Origin of the sequence: Paenibacillus sp. FSL k6-2145, assembly GCF_037976585.1 — a bacterium.
Taxonomy (GTDB): domain Bacteria; phylum Bacillota; class Bacilli; order Paenibacillales; family Paenibacillaceae; genus Paenibacillus.
The window spans coordinates 1,262,179-1,282,213 of the sequence record NZ_CP150267.1; the positions used below are offsets into that span (position 1 = coordinate 1,262,179).

23 protein-coding genes are annotated in these 20,035 nt (G+C 45.5%); all 23 read right to left on the reverse strand.

The genetic code is table 11. The features are described 5' to 3' along the window. Positions 1-14: 14 nt before the first annotated feature. The 23 genes from rpsH to rpoB all read right to left on the reverse strand — a co-directional run bounded on the left by rpsH (position 15) and on the right by rpoB (position 19,904). Positions 15-413: a 30S ribosomal protein S8 gene (rpsH, locus tag NZ043_RS05655; RefSeq protein WP_017692088.1), complete on the reverse strand. Its 399-nt coding sequence runs from the start codon at positions 411-413 to the stop codon at positions 15-17. A 32-nt stretch (positions 414-445) separates the two neighbouring features. Further along, a complete protein-coding gene (locus NZ043_RS05660; RefSeq protein ID WP_013312154.1) occupies positions 446-631 on the reverse strand; it encodes a type Z 30S ribosomal protein S14 in 186 nt (61 codons plus the stop codon). Positions 632-704: 73 nt separating this feature from the next. Next, positions 705-1,247 (reverse strand): 50S ribosomal protein L5, encoded by a 543-nt coding sequence (rplE, locus tag NZ043_RS05665; protein ID WP_062836185.1) that lies wholly within the window; start codon positions 1,245-1,247, stop codon positions 705-707. A 32-nt stretch (positions 1,248-1,279) separates the two neighbouring features. Next, the gene (rplX, locus tag NZ043_RS05670; protein ID WP_017692086.1) at positions 1,280-1,633 is read right to left on the reverse strand and encodes a 50S ribosomal protein L24; all 354 of its coding nucleotides are present in this window, start codon (positions 1,631-1,633) and stop codon (positions 1,280-1,282) included. 39 nt (positions 1,634-1,672) lie between these two features. Next, the gene (gene rplN / locus NZ043_RS05675; RefSeq protein ID WP_017692085.1) at positions 1,673-2,041 is read right to left on the reverse strand and encodes a 50S ribosomal protein L14; all 369 of its coding nucleotides are present in this window, start codon (positions 2,039-2,041) and stop codon (positions 1,673-1,675) included. A gap of 34 nt (positions 2,042-2,075) precedes the next feature. Next, positions 2,076-2,342 carry a 30S ribosomal protein S17 gene (gene rpsQ, locus NZ043_RS05680; RefSeq protein ID WP_017692084.1) on the reverse strand — a complete coding sequence of 89 codons (267 nt, stop codon included), beginning with the start codon at positions 2,340-2,342 and terminating at the stop codon, positions 2,076-2,078. Between the two features lie 48 nt (positions 2,343-2,390). Beyond that, complete coding sequence (gene rpmC / locus NZ043_RS05685; protein WP_017692083.1) at positions 2,391-2,588, reverse strand: 50S ribosomal protein L29; 198 nt, start codon at positions 2,586-2,588, stop codon at positions 2,391-2,393. After that, positions 2,578-3,012, reverse strand: coding sequence for a 50S ribosomal protein L16 (gene rplP, locus NZ043_RS05690; RefSeq protein ID WP_017692082.1), 435 nt, complete (start codon positions 3,010-3,012; stop codon positions 2,578-2,580). Before rplP ends, rpmC begins: the two co-directional genes overlap by 11 nt. Positions 3,013-3,014: 2 nt before the next feature. Beyond that, positions 3,015-3,680: a 30S ribosomal protein S3 gene (rpsC, locus tag NZ043_RS05695; protein WP_076216858.1), complete on the reverse strand. Its 666-nt coding sequence runs from the start codon at positions 3,678-3,680 to the stop codon at positions 3,015-3,017. A gap of 15 nt (positions 3,681-3,695) precedes the next feature. Then, on the reverse strand, positions 3,696-4,028 hold the full coding sequence (rplV, locus tag NZ043_RS05700; RefSeq protein ID WP_024633583.1) for a 50S ribosomal protein L22: 333 nt from the start codon (positions 4,026-4,028) through the stop codon (positions 3,696-3,698). A 35-nt stretch (positions 4,029-4,063) separates the two neighbouring features. Then, positions 4,064-4,342: a 30S ribosomal protein S19 gene (gene rpsS / locus NZ043_RS05705; RefSeq protein ID WP_062836183.1), complete on the reverse strand. Its 279-nt coding sequence runs from the start codon at positions 4,340-4,342 to the stop codon at positions 4,064-4,066. 71 nt (positions 4,343-4,413) lie between these two features. Then, positions 4,414-5,244, reverse strand: a complete 831-nt coding sequence (gene rplB, locus NZ043_RS05710) for a 50S ribosomal protein L2 (RefSeq protein WP_017692078.1) — start codon at positions 5,242-5,244, stop codon at positions 4,414-4,416. 30 nt (positions 5,245-5,274) lie between these two features. Further along, positions 5,275-5,565 (reverse strand): 50S ribosomal protein L23, encoded by a 291-nt coding sequence (rplW, locus tag NZ043_RS05715; protein ID WP_017692077.1) that lies wholly within the window; start codon positions 5,563-5,565, stop codon positions 5,275-5,277. Then, complete coding sequence (gene rplD, locus NZ043_RS05720) at positions 5,565-6,188, reverse strand: 50S ribosomal protein L4 (protein WP_017692076.1); 624 nt, start codon at positions 6,186-6,188, stop codon at positions 5,565-5,567. The genes rplW and rplD overlap by 1 nt, the downstream gene beginning before the upstream one ends. A gap of 25 nt (positions 6,189-6,213) precedes the next feature. Then, on the reverse strand, positions 6,214-6,837 hold the full coding sequence (gene rplC, locus NZ043_RS05725) for a 50S ribosomal protein L3 (RefSeq protein ID WP_053779208.1): 624 nt from the start codon (positions 6,835-6,837) through the stop codon (positions 6,214-6,216). Between the two features lie 45 nt (positions 6,838-6,882). Beyond that, positions 6,883-7,191: a 30S ribosomal protein S10 gene (rpsJ, locus tag NZ043_RS05730; RefSeq protein ID WP_017692074.1), complete on the reverse strand. Its 309-nt coding sequence runs from the start codon at positions 7,189-7,191 to the stop codon at positions 6,883-6,885. A gap of 437 nt (positions 7,192-7,628) precedes the next feature. Then, positions 7,629-8,819, reverse strand: a complete 1,191-nt coding sequence (tuf, locus tag NZ043_RS05735; protein WP_062836181.1) for an elongation factor Tu — start codon at positions 8,817-8,819, stop codon at positions 7,629-7,631. Between the two features lie 95 nt (positions 8,820-8,914). Continuing rightward, positions 8,915-10,993, reverse strand: a complete 2,079-nt coding sequence (gene fusA, locus NZ043_RS05740) for an elongation factor G (RefSeq protein WP_091039168.1) — start codon at positions 10,991-10,993, stop codon at positions 8,915-8,917. A gap of 49 nt (positions 10,994-11,042) precedes the next feature. Then, complete coding sequence (gene rpsG / locus NZ043_RS05745; protein WP_018753997.1) at positions 11,043-11,513, reverse strand: 30S ribosomal protein S7; 471 nt, start codon at positions 11,511-11,513, stop codon at positions 11,043-11,045. An 87-nt stretch (positions 11,514-11,600) separates the two neighbouring features. Then, a complete protein-coding gene (gene rpsL, locus NZ043_RS05750; RefSeq protein WP_017692070.1) occupies positions 11,601-12,023 on the reverse strand; it encodes a 30S ribosomal protein S12 in 423 nt (140 codons plus the stop codon). A gap of 153 nt (positions 12,024-12,176) precedes the next feature. Continuing rightward, positions 12,177-12,425 (reverse strand): ribosomal L7Ae/L30e/S12e/Gadd45 family protein, encoded by a 249-nt coding sequence (locus NZ043_RS05755; RefSeq protein ID WP_047841123.1) that lies wholly within the window; start codon positions 12,423-12,425, stop codon positions 12,177-12,179. A 205-nt stretch (positions 12,426-12,630) separates the two neighbouring features. Beyond that, positions 12,631-16,245, reverse strand: coding sequence for a DNA-directed RNA polymerase subunit beta' (gene rpoC, locus NZ043_RS05760; RefSeq protein WP_091039166.1), 3,615 nt, complete (start codon positions 16,243-16,245; stop codon positions 12,631-12,633). Between the two features lie 113 nt (positions 16,246-16,358). Next, positions 16,359-19,904: a DNA-directed RNA polymerase subunit beta gene (gene rpoB / locus NZ043_RS05765; protein ID WP_091039164.1), complete on the reverse strand. Its 3,546-nt coding sequence runs from the start codon at positions 19,902-19,904 to the stop codon at positions 16,359-16,361. Between the last annotated feature and the right edge of the window lie 131 nt (positions 19,905-20,035).

A 20,035-nucleotide genomic window follows, 5' to 3' on the forward strand; every position in this document is an offset into this window, starting at 1 on the left:
CTTGTGACGTTATATTACCAAACGTAGCAAACGACTTCTCCGCCGGATTTCGATTGACGAGCTTCTTTGTCCGTCATGATACCTTTAGATGTCGAGATGATCGCGATTCCCAGGCCACCAAGTACACGAGGTACTTCGTTGCTTTTCGTGTAAACACGAAGACCAGGTTTACTGATTCTTTTCAGACCAGTGATAACGCGCTCGTTATTTTGACCGTATTTCAGGAAAACACGGATAATCCCTTGTTTGTTATCATCGATAACTTCAGCGTCACGGATGAAACCTTCACGCTTCAGGATATCGGCGATTTGTTTTTTCATTGTCGAAGCAGGCATTTCTACCGTTTCGTGACGAACAGTGTTCGCGTTACGAATACGAGTAAGCATATCTGCAATTGGATCAGACATAGTCATTGTGAGTTAACCTCCTTCCCGTTCAGGACTTTTTACCAGCTTGCTTTTTTCACGCCAGGGATCTGGCCTTTATAAGCTAATTCACGGAAACAAATTCTGCAAATTTTGAACTTTTGCAGGACCGAATGTGGACGTCCGCAACGCTCACAGCGTGTATATGCACGTACTTTAAACTTAGGTGTACGTTGTTGTTTAACTTTCATCGAAGTTTTTGCCACTTAGCCTGACACCTCCTAAATAATTTCGGAGAAAAGGGAGTCTTTCCAGACACCCGGAAACGTTATGCCAACATTACTTAACGAAAGGCATTCCCATTTGCGTGAGCAATTCGCGGGACTCTTCGTCTGTTTTCGCCGTTGTTACGATGACAATATCCATACCGCGGACTTTATCAACTTTATCATACTCGATCTCTGGGAAGATCAATTGTTCTTTCAGACCCAGTGTGTAGTTACCACGTCCGTCGAAAGCTTTGCTCGATACACCACGGAAGTCGCGGACACGAGGAAGCGTAACGTTGAACAGTTTATCGAGGAAGAAGTACATACGCTCGCCGCGCAATGTTACTTTAACACCGATAGGCATATTCTCACGCAGTTTGAATCCTGCGATAGATTTTTTAGCACGAGTGATTACAGGTTTTTGACCTGCGATCAGTTGCAAATCGCTTACTGCGGAATCCAACACTTTGGAGTTTTGGACAGCGTCGCCCACACCCATGTTGATAACGATTTTCTCGATTTTCGGCACTTGCATTACCGTTGTATAGTTAAACTTCTGCATCAAAGCAGGAGCGATTTCTTGCAGGTAACGTTCTTTCATTCTTGATGCCATGAATCATAGCCCTCCTTTCTCATTCGGTTCAATTAGTCGATAATTTCTCCGGAACGTTTAGCAACGCGCACTTTCTTTCCGTTATCCAAAACTTTGTAACCTACACGGGTTACTTTTCCGCTCTTCGGATCGATGTGCATTACGTTGGAAACGTGAATCGGAGCTTCCTTCTCGATAATGCCGCCTTGCGGATTTTGCTGGTTAGGCTTCTGGTGTTTTTTCACCATGTTAACACCTTCCACAAGGACGCGGTTCTCACGAGGATAAGCAGCGATGACACGGCCTTTTTTACCTTTGTCTTTACCGCTGATCACCATAACCGTATCTTCCTTCTTAACGTGAAGTTTGTTGTTATGGGATTCCAGAACTTTTTTCACTCTTGGCATTTCGTACACCTCCTGTTTCTAACATCACGAGATTAAGCTTTAGATTACTTCTGGAGCCAAGGAAACGATTTTCATGAAGTCTTTATCGCGAAGTTCGCGAGCAACTGGTCCGAAAATACGTGTTCCACGTGGGCTTCTGTCGTCTTTTACAACAACCGCTGCATTTTCATCAAAACCGATGTAGGAACCGTCTTTACGACGTACAGAACGTTTCGTACGAACGACAACCGCTCTAACTACATCACCTTTTTTGACAACGCCGCCTGGTGTTGCTTGTTTAACAGAACAAACGATCAGATCACCGATTTGAGCTGTACGACGTCCCGTACCGCCGAGTACGCGGATACACATCAGTTCCTTCGCACCGGAGTTGTCAGCCACAGTCAAACGTGTAAATGGTTGAATCATTTAGTATTCCTCCTTTCAGCAGTGCTGCTGAGCATTAGATGATAACCGCTTTTTCTACGATTTCAGTAAGTCTCCAGCGTTTATCTTTCGAAAGCGGACGAGTCTCCATGATTTTCACCGTGTCACCGATTTTCGCAGTGTTTTCTTCGTCATGTGCTTTGAATTTTTTAGTAACCTTAATGCGTTTATGGTACAAGTTGTGTTTTTTGTAAGTTTCTACAGCAACAACAATTGTTTTGTCCATTTTATCGCTGACCACTTTACCAGTTTGCACTTTACGTGCGTTACGTTCTTCGCTCATTGTTGGCCTCCTTCCTGATTACGGACGGATTGTCCATCCTATCCCTAATTAACCGATTCCCAATTCTCTCTCACGGATAATGGTTTTAGCACGAGCTATTTCTTTCCGCACATCACGGATGCGAGTCGGGTTATCCAGCTGACCGGTAGCTAATTGAAAGCGGAGGTTAAAGAGTTCTTCTTTAAATCCGGCAATCTTTTGCTCGATTTCAGCAGAGGTTAGGTTGCGAAATTCACTAGCTTTCATTTGCTTCACCACCCAATTCTTCACGTTTCACGAACTTCGTTTTGATTGGCAGTTTGTGAGCGGCAAGACGCATTGCTTCGCGTGCAATTTCCTCCGGTACACCAGCAAGTTCAAACATGATCTTACCTGGTTTCACTACTGCAACCCATTTTTCTACGTTACCTTTACCGCTACCCATCCGAACCTCGAGAGGCTTTTGAGTGATTGGTTTGTCTGGGAAAATTTTGATCCAAACTTTACCACCACGTTTGATGTAACGAGTCATCGCAATACGAGCCGCTTCGATCTGACGGTTCGTAATCCAAGCCGGTTCCGTAGCTTGCAGACCGTATTCGCCAAAGTTCAGAGTCGTTCCGCCTTTAGCTTGGCCTTTCATATGTCCACGTTGTTGCTTACGGTGTTTTACACGTTTTGGTACCAACATGATTAGTTGCCTCCTTCCTTAGCAGCTTGTTTCTTAGCCGTAGGAAGAACCTCTCCACGATAGATCCATACTTTTACGCCGATACGTCCGTAAGTAGTATGAGCCTCTGCTGTACCATAGTCAATGTCAGCACGCAGTGTGTGCAGTGGAACAGTTCCTTCGCTGTAGCCTTCAGAACGTGCGATCTCAGCACCGCCAAGACGTCCGCCTACTTGAGTTTTGATACCTTTAGCACCGGAGCGCATAGTTCTTTGAATTGCTTGTTTCAGAGCACGACGGAAAGAAACACGACGTTCCAATTGTTGTGCAATGCTTTCAGCTACAAGAACAGCGTCCAAGTCTTGGTTCTTAATTTCAGAAATGTTGATGTGTACTTTTTTACCGCCAGCAATTTTCGTAATTTGGTTACGAAGATTTTCAACTTCCGAACCACCCTTACCAATAACCATACCTGGTTTAGCAGTGTGAATCGTTACGTTTACGCGGTTAGCCGCTCTCTCAATTTCTACACGAGATAAAGCGGAGTCTTTCAATTTATTTTTCAGGAATTCACGAATTCTCACGTCTTCCATCAAAAGATCACCGAAGTCTTTGCCTGCATACCACTTAGATTCCCAGTCACGGATAATTCCGACACGGAGTCCGACTGGATTTACCTTTTGGCCCACACATTTCCCCTCCTTCTACTTCTCAGATACCACCAAAGTAATGTGGCTAGTACGTTTGTTAATACGACTTGCACGTCCCATTGCACGAGGGCGGAAACGTTTCATTGTCGGTCCTTGGTTCACGTAAGCTTGCGAGATAACCAAGTTGTTAACATCCAAAGAATAGTTATGTTCCGCATTCGCAATAGCGGAGTTAAGCAACTTCTCAACGATTGGAGAAGCGGATTTCGGAGTGTGACGGAGAATGGCAACCGCCTCACCTACTTGCTTGCCGCGAATCAAGTCAACAACGAGTTGAACTTTACGAGGAGCAATCCGGATAAACTTAGCATGTGCTTTTGCTTCCATTGTGTAACCTCCTCTCAAACATTAAAGATGTTCATTTATCTTCTTGTTTTCTTATCATCATCAGTATGGCCTTTGTACGTACGGGTTGGAGCGAACTCACCCAGTTTGTGTCCGACCATGTCCTCAGTTACATATACTGGCACGTGTTTACGACCATCGTAAACGCCAAATGTGTGTCCGATGAATTGTGGGAAAATTGTAGAACGACGGGACCAGGTTTTGATTACGTTCTTCTTACCTGAAGCTTCCATCTCTTCTACCTTTTTGAGCATGTAGCCATCAATGAATGGCCCTTTTTTCAAACTGCGACCCATGTGGAGATCCTCCCTTCAAACGTAGCTATTATGCATCCGCAGATGCCTCACGAAGTTATGCACAGTGTGTATTACTTCGTGCGGCGGCGAATGATGTATTTATCAGAAGCTTTATTTTTCTTACGCGTTTTGTAACCAAGAGTAGGTTTACCCCATGGTGACATTGGCGATTTACGTCCGATTGGAGCACGACCTTCACCACCACCGTGTGGGTGATCGTTAGGGTTCATTACTACACCACGAACCTCAGGACGTTTACCCAACCAACGGCTACGACCGGCTTTACCGATTTTGATGAGCTCGTGGTCTTGGTTACCAACAGATCCGATTGTCGCACGGCAAACTTTCAAAATACGACGAACTTCTCCGGAAGAGAGACGAACGGAAACGTATTTTTCTTCTTTACCAAGCAATTGAGCTTCTGTACCAGCAGCACGAACCAATTGTCCGCCTTTACCTGGTTTCAACTCGATGTTGTGGATAACGGTACCTACTGGAATGTTTTCGAGTGGCAGTGCGTTACCGATTTTGATGTCTGATTCAGGTCCGGAGAATACTTGATCTCCAACTTTCAAACCTTTAGGAGCGATGATATAACGTTTCTCACCATCAGCATAGTGAATCAGAGCGATGTTGGATGTACGGTTCGGGTCATACTCAATCGTAGCAACGCGGCCCGGTATTCCATCTTTAGTACGTTTGAAGTCAATGATACGGTATTTACGTTTGTGTCCACCACCATGGTGACGAACTGTAATTTTACCTTGGTTGTTGCGGCCTGCTTGTTTGCTCAACGGGGCCAACAACGATTTCTCCGGCTGATTTGTGGTGATTTCCTCAAATGTAGAAACGGACATGTTCCGTCTTGCCGGGGAAGTTGGTTTATACTTTTTGATTGGCACTGGGTTTCCCTCCTTACTTCAAAAATTCAATTATACAGTTTCAAAGAACTCAAGCGTTTTGCTGTCTTTTGTCAGCGTTACAAACGCTTTTTTCCATTCGCTAGTATATCCGGAATAACGTCCGTACCGTTTCGGCTTAGCTGGAACACGAAGCGTGTTCACGTTTTTCACTTTTACATTGAAAATAGCTTCTACTGCCTTTTTGATCTCGGTTTTGTTTGCACGGATATCGACTTCAAATACATATTTCAAGTCGTTCATCATGTCAGCAGTACGTTCCGTAATAATCGGACGTTTTACAATATCACGAGGATCCTTCATTACGCGAGCACCTCCTCTACCTTCTGAACTGCTTCTTTCGTAATGATCAATTTGTCGTGCGAAAGCACGTCAAGAACATTAATGCCGTCAGCAGCTACGAATTTCACGCCTGGAATATTCCGTGCGGAAAGAGCTACATTATCATCATAGCTAGGAGCTACAATCAAAGCTTTACGTCCCACTTTGAGGTTACTCAAGATGGCTGCGAATTCTTTAGTTTTAGGTGTGCTCAACGTGAGAGCGTCCAAAACGATAATGTCATTGTCAAGCACTTTGGATGAAAGGGCTGATTTGATCGCCAAGCGGCGAACTTTCTTAGGCAGTTTGTACGCATAGCTCCGTGGTGTTGGACCAAATACGATACCGCCGCCTTTCCATTGTGGTGAACGAATTGAACCTTGACGAGCGCGACCTGTACCTTTTTGTTTCCAAGGCTTACGTCCACCGCCACGTACTTCAGAACGTCCTTTTACTTTGTGGGTACCTTGACGAAGGGAAGCGCGTTGCATAAGAACTGCATCGTACAGAACGTGTTGGTTCGGCTCAATTCCGAAAACCGCATCGTTCAATTCAACTTCGCCTACTTGGCTACCATCTACATTGTAAACTGATACTTTTGGCATTTTGTGTTCCTCCTTTCTTCAGTGGTTATTTTTTCACCGTTTCTTTAACTTTAATGAGACTGTTTTTCGGTCCAGGAATGGAACCTTTCACGAGCAACACGTTACGCTCAGCGTCTACTTTAACTACTTCAAGACGTTGGATTGTAACAGTATCATGTCCCATGTGTCCTGGCAGGCGTTTGCCTTTAGGAACGCGGTTAGCTTGGATCGAACCCATTGAACCAGGGCCACGGTGGTAACGCGAACCGTGTGACATAGGTCCAGTGCTTTGTCCCCAACGTTTGATAACGCCGGCAAAACCTTTACCTTTAGATACACCCGTTACGTCAACGAATTCGCCTTCAGCGAAAATGTCAGCTTTCAGTTCTTGGCCAACTTCATATTCTGCGATGTTGATACCGCGAACTTCACGAACGTAGCGCTTAGGGGCAGTGTTCGCTTTTTTAGCGTGACCTGCTTCTGGCTTGTTAGCATTTTTCTCTTTCTTATCGGAGTAACCGATTTGAATTGCTTCGTAGCCATCGTTCTCAATGTCTTTCTTTTGCAAAACAACACAAGGGCCTGCTTCGATAACCGTTACTGGAACTACGTTACCTTCAGGAGTAAATACTTGAGTCATTCCGAGTTTTTTTCCTAAGATTGCTTTCATGTTGACACCTCTTTTCCTCTATACATGGTCTTTGTTGTAGCTATATTACAATTTAATTTCGATATCTACACCGGACGGCAGATCCAAGCGCATCAAGGCATCCACAGTTTGTGGAGTCGGGTTAACGATGTCGATCAAACGTTTATGTGTACGTTGTTCGAATTGTTCCCGAGAATCCTTGTACTTGTGCACCGCACGAAGAATAGTAATGATTTGTTTTTCAGTAGGAAGCGGAATCGGACCGGATACACCAGCACCCGAACGTTTTGCTGTTTCAACAATTTTCTCCGCGGATTGATCAAGAATTCTGTGGTCGTAAGCTTTCAAACGAATACGAATTTTTTGCTTTGCCATTTTAGTCCCTCCTTCTATCGCCCAATTTTTTATCGGACATACTCCGTGAAAATTTTCTAGCCACTCTCCCATGGCAAAGGGGCCGGGTGTGCCAGTAACCTCTCACATCATCGCAACGTCACAGAACAACATTCATTATTATATAGAAAAGATAGGCGTATTGCAAGCATATTTAAGAAAAACATTTAAACTTATCTTTTCTGATGAAATGACTTCGTTTATTGCAGTGTTATTCTTCAATATCCAGGCTGCCTTGCCAATCCTTCTAAACTCGTAAATGATGTTCATTTCGTATGACGCAGGTTCCGAAACTTTAAACATAATAAAAGAGTTCTCTATCCGATGTCGGATAAAGAACTCTTCCGAAGCTTCGTTACAATACAATGTTACTCGTTCCAGTACACTGTTGCATATGCTTTATTCAGCGTTAAGCCGAATTATTTTTGGATAGATGCTACGGAACCGGCACCTACTGTACGTCCGCCTTCACGAATGGAGAACTTAGTTCCTTCTTCAATCGCGATTGGGGAGATCAGGGAAACAGTAACAGTGATGTTATCACCAGGCATTACCATTTCAGTACCTTCAGGCAAGTTGATGATGCCTGTTACGTCAGTTGTACGGAAGTAGAACTGTGGACGGTAACCAGTGAAGAATGGTTTGTGACGTCCGCCCTCTTCTTTAGTCAGAACGTAGATTTGAGCTGTGAATTCTGTGTGAGGCTTAACAGAACCCGGTTTAGCCAAAACTTGGCCACGCTCGATGTTGTTACGGTCAACACCACGAAGAAGTGCTCCGATGTTGTCACCAGCTTGAGCGGAATCCAGCAATTTGCGGAACATCTCAACGCCTGTTACAACAGATTTTTTAGTTTCTTCAGTGATACCAACGATTTCGATCTCTTCGCCGACTTTAACAGTACCACGCTCTACACGGCCAGTAGCAACAGTACCACGACCAGTGATGGAGAATACGTCCTCGACAGGCATCAAGAAAGGCTTGTCAGTTTGACGCTCAGGCAGTGGGATGTAAGTGTCGATCTCTTTGAACATCTCAACGATTTTTTGAGCCCATTCGCCATCTGGGTTTGCCAGTGCTTCACGAGCGGATCCACGAGTGATTGGAGTATCGTCACCTGGGAACTCATATTCGTTAAGAAGGTCGCGAACTTCCATCTCAACCAATTCCAACAACTCTTCGTCTTCAACCATGTCACATTTGTTCAAGAATACAACAATGTAAGGTACGCCTACTTGACGGGAGAGCAAGATGTGCTCACGAGTTTGTGGCATTGGGCCGTCAGCTGCGGATACTACCAAGATAGCTCCGTCCATTTGTGCCGCGCCAGTGATCATGTTTTTAACATAGTCGGCGTGACCTGGGCAGTCTACGTGAGCGTAGTGACGAGTGTCAGTTTCGTACTCAACGTGTGCTGTGGAGATAGTGATACCGCGCTCGCGCTCTTCTGGAGCTTTGTCGATTTGGTCGAATGCTACAGCAGCACCACCGTAAGTTTTGGACAATACAGTTGTGATTGCAGCAGTCAGAGTTGTTTTACCGTGATCGACGTGACCAATAGTACCGATGTTAACGTGGGGTTTATTACGTTCGTATTTAGCCTTTGCCATTTGAACGTGGCCTCCTTAAAATTATAATTTTATGTTTTCACTGAATGAAGTGCTCCGAAATGAATTCTTATGCACTTGCATCCAGTGTGAGAAAACTACTCGGTGCCTTTTGTTTTAGCAACGATTTCTTCAGCGATGCTCTTAGGAACTTCTTCATAATGAGAGAGTTCCATGGAGAATACGCCGCGTCCTTGAGTACCGGAACGAAGAGTTGTAGAGTAACCAAACATTTCAGACAAAGGTACCTTAGCACGGATGATTTGAGCTCCACTACGGGAATCCATACCTTCGATGCGGCCACGACGGGAGTTCAACATACCCATTACGTCACCCATGTACTCTTCTGGAACAGTTACTTCTACTTTCATGATAGGCTCAAGCAGAACTGGTTTACACTTGTCTTTAGCCGCTTTAAGCGCCATAGATCCGGCAATTTTAAATGCCATCTCGTTGGAATCGACATCATGGTAAGATCCGTCTACGATTGTAGCCTTAACGTCAACAAGCGGGAAGCCTGCAATAACGCCGTTTTTCATTTGCTCTTCAATCCCTGACAGTGCAGGTTGAATGTATTCTCTTGGAACGGAACCACCGACAACCTTACTTTCGAACTGGCTGCCTGTACCCGGCTCGAGAGGTTCGAATTCAACCCATACGTGACCGTATTGACCACGACCACCGGATTGACGTACGAATTTACCTTCAACGCGCGCTGGAGCACGGAATGTTTCACGGTAAGCTACTTGTGGTTTACCCACAGTAGTTTCAACCTTGAACTCACGACGCATACGGTCGATGATGATATCAAGGTGAAGCTCACCCATACCTGCCAAGATTGTTTGACCTGTTTCTTCGTCAGTATGAGCACGAAGAGTTGGATCCTCTTCAGTCAACTTACCGAGAGCAACACCCATTTTATCTTGGTCAGCTTTGGTTTTAGGTTCAACGGCGATTTCGATAACCGGATCAGGGAAGTTCATTGACTCCAGGATAACCGGATTTTTCTCATCACATAGTGTATCACCTGTACCCGTATCTTTCAAACCTACGGCAGCTGCAATATCACCGGAGTAAACTTCAGTAATCTCTTGACGGCTGTTCGCGTGCATTTGAAGGATACGACCGATACGCTCACGTTTGTTTTTAGTGGCATTCAATACATATGATCCAGATTGAAGAACACCGGAGTATACGCGGAAGAATGTCAATTTACCAACGTAAGGGTCAGTCATGATTTTGAATGCCAATGCGGAGAATGGCTCTTCATCAGAGGACTTACGAACTGCTTCAGTTCCATCTTCAAGATGACCAGTGATTGATGGTACATCTGTTGGAGCTGGCAAGTAGTCGATAACAGCATCCAACATCAGTTGAACACCTTTGTTACGGTATGAGGATCCACAGATAACTGGGAAGATCTTAACATCTACAACACCTTTACGGAGTACGGCTTTGATCTCATCAATTGTGATTTCTTCGCCTTCCAGGTATTTCATTGTCAAGTCTTCATCCAGTTCAGCAACGCGCTCAATCAACTCGTTGCGAAGTTCTTCAACTTGATCTGCAAATTCTGCAGGAATGTCGGTTTCTTCGATATCTTGTCCGAGATCATCTTTGTACATATGAGCTCTTTGTGCAACGATATCAATGATACCTTTGAAATCATTTTCAGCGCCGATTGGAAGTTGAATCGCAACAGCGTTCGCTTGAAGGCGATCACGCATGTCAGATACAACGTTCAGGAAGTCAGCACCGATGATATCCATTTTGTTTACATATGCGATACGAGGTACGCCGTACTTGTCAGCCTGTCTCCATACGGTTTCGGACTGAGGCTCAACGCCTTCTTTCGCACTGAATACACCAACTGCTCCGTCCAATACACGAAGGGAACGTTCAACTTCAACAGTGAAGTCAACGTGTCCCGGGGTATCAATAATATTAACGCGGTGGCCTTTCCAAGCAGCGGTAGTTGCAGCGGAAGTAATCGTAATTCCGCGCTCCTGTTCCTGTTCCATCCAGTCCATTGTCGCAGCGCCTTCGTGTACTTCACCGATTTTGTGCGTACGTCCTGTGTAGAACAAGATCCGCTCAGTTGTCGTGGTTTTACCCGCATCAATATGAGCCATGATCCCGATATTACGTGTATTTTTCAAGGAGAACTCTCTAGCCATGAAATGGGTCTCCCTTCAAAATTGAAGTTTTTTTATTGTGAACTGAATCCTACCAACGGTAGTGAGCAAACGCTTTGTTCGCTTCAGCCATTTTGTGCGTATCTTCACGTTTTTTAACGGAAGCGCCTGTGTTGTTGGAAGCGTCGATGATCTCAGCCGCCAAACGCTCTTCCATTGTTTTCTCACCGCGGTTGCGGGAGTAGTTCACGAGCCAACGTAGTCCCAGAGCAGTACGTCTCTCTGGTTTTACCTCGATTGGTACTTGGTAGTTGGCACCGCCGACACGGCGAGCTTTAACTTCCAGGACTGGCATGATATTCTTGATTGCTGCTTCAAATACTTCCATCGGGTCATTACCCGTACGTTCTTGAATCAACTTGAACGCATTATACAGAATGCTTTGAGCAACACCGCGTTTTCCGTCGAGCATGATGCGATTGATCAAACGAGTAACCAACTTGCTGTTGTATACCGGATCTGGCAACACGTCTCTTTTCGTAACTGGACCTTTGCGTGGCATGGATATCCCCCTTTCTTTCTTGTTCAGCAGACCCTGTACCTTCCAGACCTAAGCCAGAAGGCTTTCAGGTTCTCTGCTTATAATGGTTTAGGCTTTTTTAGCTTTTGGACGTTTTGCACCGTATTTCGAACGAGCTTGCATACGGTTGTTTACGCCTGCAGTATCGAGAGCTCCACGAACGATGTGATAACGAACTCCTGCAAGGTCTTTAACTTTACCTCCGCGGATCAATACCACACTGTGCTCTTGAAGGTTATGTCCGATTCCCGGGATATAAGCAGTTACCTCGAGACGGTTCGTCAAACGAACACGAGCATACTTACGAAGTGCAGAGTTTGGTTTACGTGGAGTCATTGTACCTACACGAGTGCAGACACCACGTTTTTGTGGGGCACTGATGTTAGTAGATTCACGTTTCAAAGCGTTGAATCCTTTTTGCAAAGCTGGAGATTTTGACTTCTCAACTTTTGCTTGACGTCCTTTACGAACCAGTTGATTAATAGTTGGCATGTGATTGCCACCCCCTTCCTCAAATATTCATGTTTCTTTATAAACCTCTTTTCGCTAAGTCCACAGACCCAGGCGGTTCATAAAAAGACAAATGAAAAGTTTTTGCCTTAGAGAATCCCTAAAAGTTCTCGGACAAAAACGTTCCTTACACTATCATTTTACGACAGCAGCCATAGCTGCCCCCACTCCAATCCCGCAAGCTTTGCCGAGATTTTTCATTGTATCCACTTTCGTGTACTTCACATTGTGTTGTTCACACAAAGCAATGATTTTGGAAGTGAGCTGCGGATCACTATCTTCTGCGACATAGACTTCAGAAGCCATACCTGTCTGCACCATCCGCATGGTCTGTTTGGTACCTATTTTGACATGAGCATCTTGCAAGGCTTTTTCATTAGACATTGTGCATTCCTCCGAATAGAACCATGTACAATCAGCTGCCCACGCACCTTTGATATATTAGCATCTAGCGCAAGCATTGTCAATGCTAATCCTAAAACATTTTTTAAAAGTTTACGCACATCAGGATTCGTCCGCCTGCATTATACAAGCGTCCGCCTCCTGACGTACAAAACTTTCATTCCCCTCTAAATGAGGAGGAATCTATTTAATCAACCGAAACTGGCTCGAGTTCTTCTACTGAAGATTGGCCATCTTCTGGCTCAGCAAATTTGATGCTGCGGTAACGATGCATACCTGTACCTGCAGGAATCAATTTACCGATGATTACATTTTCCTTCAGACCGAGCAACTGATCGACTTTACCTTTGATCGCTGCATCTGTCAGTACACGTGTAGTTTCTTGGAACGAAGCCGCCGAGAGGAAGGAGTCTGTTTCCAGGGATGCTTTCGTAATACCGAGCAGGATTGGTTTAGCAACCGCTGGCTCTTTATCACTAAGAATCGCAATTTTGTTAGCTCTTTCGTACTCATGCGTATCTACGAACGATCCTGGCAACAGCGTTGTATCACCTGCATCTACGATGCGGATTTTACGCAGCATTTGACGGATCATAACTTCAACGTGCTTGTCATTGATTTCTACGCCTTGGTTACGGTATACGCGCTGTACTTCCTGCAAAATGTAGTTTTGTACGCCACGTACGCCTTTAATGCGCAGCATTTCTTTTGGATCGATGGAACCGTCTGTCAACTCGTCACCCGCTTCAATTTCCATGCCTTCGCTTACGCGCACACGGGAACCGTAGGTAACAGAGTATACTTTGGACTCCGCTTCACCTTGAATTTCGATTTCACGACGATCTTTCGCTTCGCGAATCTCTTTAACCACACCATCAATCTCACTGATCGTTGCTTGACCCTTAGGATTACGAGCTTCAAACAACTCTTGGATACGCGGCAAACCTTGCGTAATATCGTCTCCGGCTACACCGCCGGTGTGGAACGTACGCATTGTAAGCTGTGTTCCTGGCTCACCAATGGATTGTGCTGCAATAATACCAACTGCTTCACCAATCTCCACGTGTTTACCTGTCGCAAGGTTACGACCATAACACTTCTTGCAGACACCATGACTTGCACGGCAGCTGAGTACGGAGCGGATTTGCAATTTGGTGATTCCCGCTTTGATGATCGCTTCTGCTTTATCGGAGTCAATCAATTCATTGCGACCTGCAATGATTTCTTTCGTTTCCGGATGACGAACTGTCTCGAAGCAGTATCTGCCTTCAATACGGTCGTAGAGATCTTCAATAACCTCTTTACCATCCTGGATACGACTTACCGTAAAGCCTTTATCTGTACCACAATCATCGTCACGCACGATTACGTCTTGGGCTACGTCTACGAGACGACGAGTCAGGTAACCTGAATCGGCTGTACGCAGGGCTGTATCCGCCAAACCTTTACGCGCTCCGTGAGTGGAGATAAAGTACTCGAGTACCGTCAGACCTTCACGGAAGTTCGATTTGATTGGGAGTTCGATAATACGACCGGATGGGTTGGCCATCAGACCACGCATACCGCCCAATTGGGTGATTTGCGATTTGTTACCCCGTGCTTTGGAGTCTACCATCATCATGATCGAGTTGTAACGATCCATGGACTTCATCAGAATCTCAGTGATGTCATCTTTGGATTTTGACCAGATATCAATGATACGGTCATAGCGCTCTTCATTCGTAATCAGACCACGACGGTACTGATTCGTAACGATTTGTGCTTTTTCCTCAGACTGTCTAAGAATTTCAAACTTCTCAGGCGGAACGATAACATCAGATACCGCAACCGTAATACCGGCACGTGTAGAGTATGTGAATCCAAGTTGTTTGATTTTATCCAAAATAACGGCTGTTTCCGTTGTGTGATAAATTTCAAAACAACGTGCAATGATGGAGCCGAGGTATTCTTTACCGACACCGCCAGCCAGAGGAGCATTCATAATAGCTTCTCTGAGATCAGCACCTTTTTCATATACAAATGAGTGATCTGCAGTACCTTGGTATAGGTTAGCACGAGTCGCATCATTGATATACGGGAAGCTTGCCGGGAAAATTTCATTAAAGATAATTTTACCGATAGTTGTCAGCAACATTCCTTCTTGCTGTTCTTCCGTGAAGCTTGTTTTACCAAGCGCCTTAACCGGAATAGCTACACGCGCATGCAGACCAGCAGTACCACGTTGGTATGCCGATACAGCTTCGTTAACTGTACGCAAGATCATACCTGTGCCCTTTTCTTCCTTGTTGTCCATAGTGAGGTAATAAGAACCAAGCACCATATCCTGGGAAGGAGTAACAACCGGTTTACCGTCTTTCGGGTTCAAAATGTTACCAGATGCAAGCATCAGGATACGTGCTTCCGCTTGAGCTTCAGCGGACAACGGAACGTGCACGGCCATTTGGTCACCGTCAAAGTCGGCATTGTATGCCGTACATACGAGCGGGTGAAGACGAATTGCTTTACCTTCAACGAGAATCGGTTCAAATGCTTGAATACCGAGTCTGTGAAGCGTAGGGGCACGGTTCAACAGAACCGGATGCTCCTTGATTACTTCTTCAAGAACATCCCATACTTCAGGACTTACACGCTCAACTTTACGTTTCGCGCTCTTGATGTTGTGGGCAAGCCCTTTATTAACAAGCTCTTTCATAACAAAAGGCTTGAACAATTCAAGTGCCATATCTTTTGGCAGACCACACTGATACATTTTCAGGTAAGGTCCAACAACGATAACGGAACGACCAGAATAGTCAACCCGTTTACCGAGCAAGTTCTGACGGAAACGTCCTTGTTTACCTTTCAGCATGTGGCTGAGAGATTTCAATGGACGGTTACCAGGACCCGTTACCGGGCGTCCACGACGACCATTATCGATCAATGCGTCAACAGCTTCCTGCAACATCCGTTTTTCATTTTGCACGATAATATCTGGCGCGCCCAGATCAAGCAGACGTTTCAGACGGTTGTTCCGGTTGATTACACGGCGATACAAGTCATTCAGGTCAGACGTTGCAAAACGTCCGCCATCCAACTGTACCATTGGACGAAGTTCCGGTGGGATAACAGGAAGTACATCCATGATCATCCACTCTGGCTTGTTGCCGGAGTTACGGAATGCTTCGATAACTTCCAGACGTTTGATTGCACGATTACGACGTTGTCCTTGCGCAGTCCGGAGCTCTTCTTTCAGGAACTCGAGCTCTTTGTCTATGTCAAGGTCTTGAAGCAATTTTTTAACCGCTTCTGCGCCCATGCCAGCCTGGAAACCATAGCCGTATTTTTCACGGTAGCTGCGGTATTCTTTCTCGGACAACAGCTGTTTTTTCTCCAGTGGAGTTTCTCCTGGATCAGTTACAACATATGATGCAAAATAAATAATCTCTTCAAGAGATCTTGGAGACATATCCAGAGCAAGACCCATACGGCTCGGAATACCTTTGAAGTACCAGATATGCGATACCGGAGCAGCGAGCTCAATATGGCCCATCCGTTCGCGGCGTACTTTCGCACGTGTTACTTCAACGCCACAACGATCACAGACAACGCCTTTATAACGGACGCGTTTGTATTTACCGCAATGACATTCCCAGTCTTTTGTAGGGCCAAAAATCTTTTCGCAGAACAGCCCTTCTTTTTCCGGTTTCAACGTACGATAGTTGATCGTTTCCGGTTTTTTCACTTCTCCGCGGGACCAAGAACGAATTTTCTCTGGGGAAGCAAGCCCGATCTTCATGTATTCGAAATTGTTGACGTCCAACAAGGAGCAACCCTCCTTAACCAATTCCTGTATTCTAGGTTACGCCCACTCCGGCCGAAGCCGGAGCAAGACGCGAGCCTGATGAAAAACGCCGGTCATCATGCGCTCGAAGCGGTTTATTCCGCTCCGACCTCTGTACCCTCAAGGTTGAGGCTGAGCTTATCGCTCGCAGCGTCATCTTCATCGTCCATTTCTCTCATTTCAATCTCTTGCTCATCTTCGCTCAAAATCTTAACGTCCATACCCAAGCTTTGCAGCTCTTTGATCAATACTTTGAATGATTCAGGAACGCCTGGTTCCGGAACATTCTCACCTTTGACAATGGATTCATACGTTTTAACCCGACCAACAACATCATCGGATTTAACAGTCAAGATTTCTTGCAGTGTATAAGCTGCACCGTATGCCTCAAGCGCCCATACTTCCATCTCCCCGAAACGCTGTCCACCGAATTGGGCTTTACCACCCAATGGCTGTTGCGTAACAAGTGAGTAAGGACCCGTGGAACGGGCATGGATTTTATCATCAACCATGTGTGCCAATTTGATCATGTGCATGACACCTACGGTAACTTCACGTTCAAACTCTTCCCCTGTACGACCATCATACAGGACAGTTTTACCATTACGTTGCATACCTGCTTCTTCCATCGTATCGAAGACGTCATACTCCTTCGCTCCGTCGAATACAGGAGTTGCTACGTGAATACCCAGTTGCATCGCCGCCATACCCAAGTGAACCTCAAGTACTTGACCGATATTCATCCGGGAAGGTACGCCCAGTGGGTTAAGAACGATCTGAACCGGTGTACCGTCTGGCAGGAAAGGCATATCTTCTTCCGGCAAGATGCGGGCCACGACCCCTTTGTTACCGTGACGTCCGGCCATTTTATCACCCTCGGAAATTTTCCGTTTTTGAGCGATATAGACACGAACGAGTTGGTTAACACCTGGAGGCAGTTCATCACCGTTTTCACGGGTAAATACTTTCACGTCTACTACGATACCGTCAGTACCATGTGGTACACGCAAGGAAGTATCACGTACTTCACGTGCTTTCTCACCAAAGATCGCATGCAAGAGACGTTCTTCTGCTGTCAGCTCTGTTACACCCTTAGGTGTTACTTTACCAACCAGAATGTCGCCAGCACTAATCTCAGCACCGATGCGGATAATACCGCGCTCATCCAAGTTACGCAACGCTTCTTCCCCAACGTTAGGGATGTCACGTGTGATCTCTTCAGGTCCAAGCTTGGTATCACGTGCTTCTGACTCATATTCCTCAATGTGGATGGATGTGTATACATCTTCCTTAACGAGTTTTTCACTGAGCAAGATCGCATCCTCGTAGTTGTAACCTTCCCAAGTCATGAAGGCAACAACAACGTTACGTCCCAGAGCCAATTCACCCATTTCCGTTGAAGGACCATCAGCGAGGATATCGCCAGCTTTGACAGCAGCACCTCTTTTGACAATCGGACGCTGGTTAATGCATGTTCCTTGGTTCGAACGCATAAATTTGTGTAATTTATATTTAACGATATCGCCTTTAACTTCCTGACCGTCCACTTCTTCAACACGACGGAGCCAAATTTCGTTCGCAGAAGAACGTTCAATAATTCCGTCATAATCGGAGACAATACATACACCAGAATCTTTTGCAGCTTTGTGCTCCATACCTGTTCCTACAAGTGGTGCTTTAGGAATCAAGAGTGGAACCGCCTGCCGCTGCATGTTTGATCCCATGAGTGCACGGTTGGAGTCATCGTTCTCAAGGAACGGGATCAGCGCTGTAGCGACGGATACAACCTGTTTAGGAGATACGTCCATGTAGTCAACTCGCTCACTCGGCATCGTAAGGATGTTATCCGACTGTTTGTTGTAACGTACAATGATCGCTTCTTCTTCAAATGTACCGTCTTCGTTCAACTTCGCATTCGCTTGCGCGATAACATAGTTGTCCTCTTCGTCCGCTGTCAGGTAATCAATTTGTTCTGTTACAATACCTGTCTTCGGATCAACCCAACGATATGGAGCTTCAATGAAGCCATATTCATTCACACGGGCGAACGTAGACAAGGAGTTGATCAAACCGATGTTTGGTCCCTCTGGAGTCTCGATTGGACACATACGGCCATAGTGGGATGGATGGACGTCACGCACTTCCATACCTGCGCGCTCACGCGTCAAACCACCGGGTCCGAGTGCGGACAAACGACGTTTATGTGTCAACTCACCCAGAGGGTTCGTTTGATCCATAAACTGTGACAACTGAGAGCTACCAAAGAACTCTTTAATCGATGCAATAACAGGACGTATGTTAATCAAAGCCTGTGGTGTAATTACGTTAGCATCCTGAATGGACATTCTCTCACGAACCACACGCTCCATACGGGACAAACCAATACGGAACTGGTTCTGCAGAAGTTCACCCACCGAACGCAAACGACGGTTACCCAGATGATCGATATCATCCGTGCTACCAATTCCCTGCAGAAGGTTAAGGAAATAACTGATGGACGAAATGATATCCGCCGGTGTCACGTTTTTAACGGACTTGTCAATGTTTGCATTGGCAATCAGTTTGACCACTTTACCATCTTCAGTTGGTGAGAACACATCAATCGTTTGCATAGGGATATCATTGGCATCCAAAACGCCGTTACCCACGTGATACGTGCGGAATCCAACGCTCTTCTCCAGATACGGCATGATTTCATCCAACAAACGACGATCAACCATTTGACCTGCTTCAGCAATGATTTCACCTGTCTCAGCGTCTACAAGTGACTCAGCCAAGCGTTGGTTAAACAAACGGTTTTTGATGTGAAGTTTTTTATTCATTTTGTAACGACCTACATTAGCCAGGTCATAACGTTTTGGATCAAAGAAACGTGCTACGAGCAAGCTTTTCGCATTATCCAGCGTTGGAGGCTCGCCCGGACGAAGACGCTCATAGATCTCAATGAGTGCTTTCTCCGTGGAATCCGTGTTGTCTTTGTCCAGTGTGTTGCGGATATATTCGTCATTACCGAGCAGATCCAGAATCTCAGCATCTGTGCCAAAACCAAGTGAACGCAAGAGAACCGTAACCGGTATTTTACGTGTACGGTCGATCCGGACGTAAACAACATCCTTCGCGTCCATCTCCAGTTCCAACCAAGCGCCGCGGTTAGGAATAACTGTAGCGGTATACGTTTTTTTGGCGTTTTTATCTACTTTGGTACTGAAGTAAACGCTAGGAGAGCGAACCAACTGGCTGACAATAACCCGTTCCGCACCATTAATAATAAATGTGCCCGTGTTGGTCATCAGCGGGAAATCTCCCATGAATACTTCCTGCTCTTTGACTTCGCCGGTTTCCTTATTAATGAGCCGGACTTTGACCCGAAGCGGTGCTGCATAAGTAACGTCACGCTCTTTCGCGTCGTCTACTGTATACTTCGGTTCACCGAGACTGTAATCGATAAATTCCAAAATCAAGTTACCTGTAAAATCCTGGATCGGCGAGATATCCTGGAACATTTCGCGCAACCCTTCCTCCAAAAACCAATCATAGGATTTTTGCTGGATTTCAATCAGGTTCGGAACTTCGAGTATCTCGTTAATTCGTGCATAACTGCGCCGAGTGCGTCGACCATATTGAACAAGATGTCCTGCCAACTTAAACTCACCCCTCAATGTCTACTCACTTTAAAAATTTCGTTGCGAACCTCTGTTTGTAACCTTATAATGGTACACATACAGAGCAAAGCAATGCATCCACAAATAAAGAAAAGCCCTTACTCGAAATG

Bases quoted from the DNA above. Each gene is read 5' to 3' on its own strand.
- rpmC (WP_017692083.1), bottom strand. From the start codon at position 2,588: ATGAAAGCTAGTGAATTTCGCAACCTAACCTCTGCTGAAATCGAGCAA.
- fusA (WP_091039168.1), bottom strand. From the start codon at position 10,993: ATGGCTAGAGAGTTCTCCTTGAAAAATACACGTAATATCGGGATCATG.
- rpsL (WP_017692070.1), bottom strand. From the start codon at position 12,023: ATGCCAACTATTAATCAACTGGTTCGTAAAGGACGTCAAGCAAAAGTT.
- NZ043_RS05755 (WP_047841123.1), bottom strand. From the start codon at position 12,425: ATGTCTAATGAAAAAGCCTTGCAAGATGCTCATGTCAAAATAGGTACC.
- rplP (WP_017692082.1), bottom strand. From the start codon at position 3,012: ATGTTGGTACCAAAACGTGTAAAACACCGTAAGCAACAACGTGGACAT.
- rplV (WP_024633583.1), bottom strand. From the start codon at position 4,028: ATGGAAGCAAAAGCACATGCTAAGTTTATCCGGATTGCTCCTCGTAAA.
- rpsG (WP_018753997.1), bottom strand. From the start codon at position 11,513: ATGCCACGCAAAGGTCCAGTTACGAAAAGAGACGTGTTGCCAGATCCG.
- rplX (WP_017692086.1), bottom strand. From the start codon at position 1,633: ATGCCAAGAGTGAAAAAAGTTCTGGAATCCCATAACAACAAACTTCAC.
- rpsS (WP_062836183.1), bottom strand. From the start codon at position 4,342: ATGGGTCGCAGTTTGAAAAAAGGGCCATTCATTGATGGCTACATGCTC.
- rpsQ (WP_017692084.1), bottom strand. From the start codon at position 2,342: ATGAGCGAAGAACGTAACGCACGTAAAGTGCAAACTGGTAAAGTGGTC.
- rplW (WP_017692077.1), bottom strand. From the start codon at position 5,565: ATGAAGGATCCTCGTGATATTGTAAAACGTCCGATTATTACGGAACGT.
- rplD (WP_017692076.1), bottom strand. From the start codon at position 6,188: ATGCCAAAAGTATCAGTTTACAATGTAGATGGTAGCCAAGTAGGCGAA.
- rpsJ (WP_017692074.1), bottom strand. From the start codon at position 7,191: ATGGCAAAGCAAAAAATTCGTATTCGTTTGAAAGCTTACGACCACAGA.
- rplE (WP_062836185.1), bottom strand. From the start codon at position 1,247: ATGGCATCAAGAATGAAAGAACGTTACCTGCAAGAAATCGCTCCTGCT.
- rpsH (WP_017692088.1), bottom strand. From the start codon at position 413: ATGACTATGTCTGATCCAATTGCAGATATGCTTACTCGTATTCGTAAC.
- rplN (WP_017692085.1), bottom strand. From the start codon at position 2,041: ATGATTCAACCATTTACACGTTTGACTGTGGCTGACAACTCCGGTGCG.
- rplC (WP_053779208.1), bottom strand. From the start codon at position 6,837: ATGAAAGCAATCTTAGGAAAAAAACTCGGAATGACTCAAGTATTTACT.
- tuf (WP_062836181.1), bottom strand. From the start codon at position 8,819: ATGGCAAAGGCTAAATACGAACGTAATAAACCCCACGTTAACATCGGT.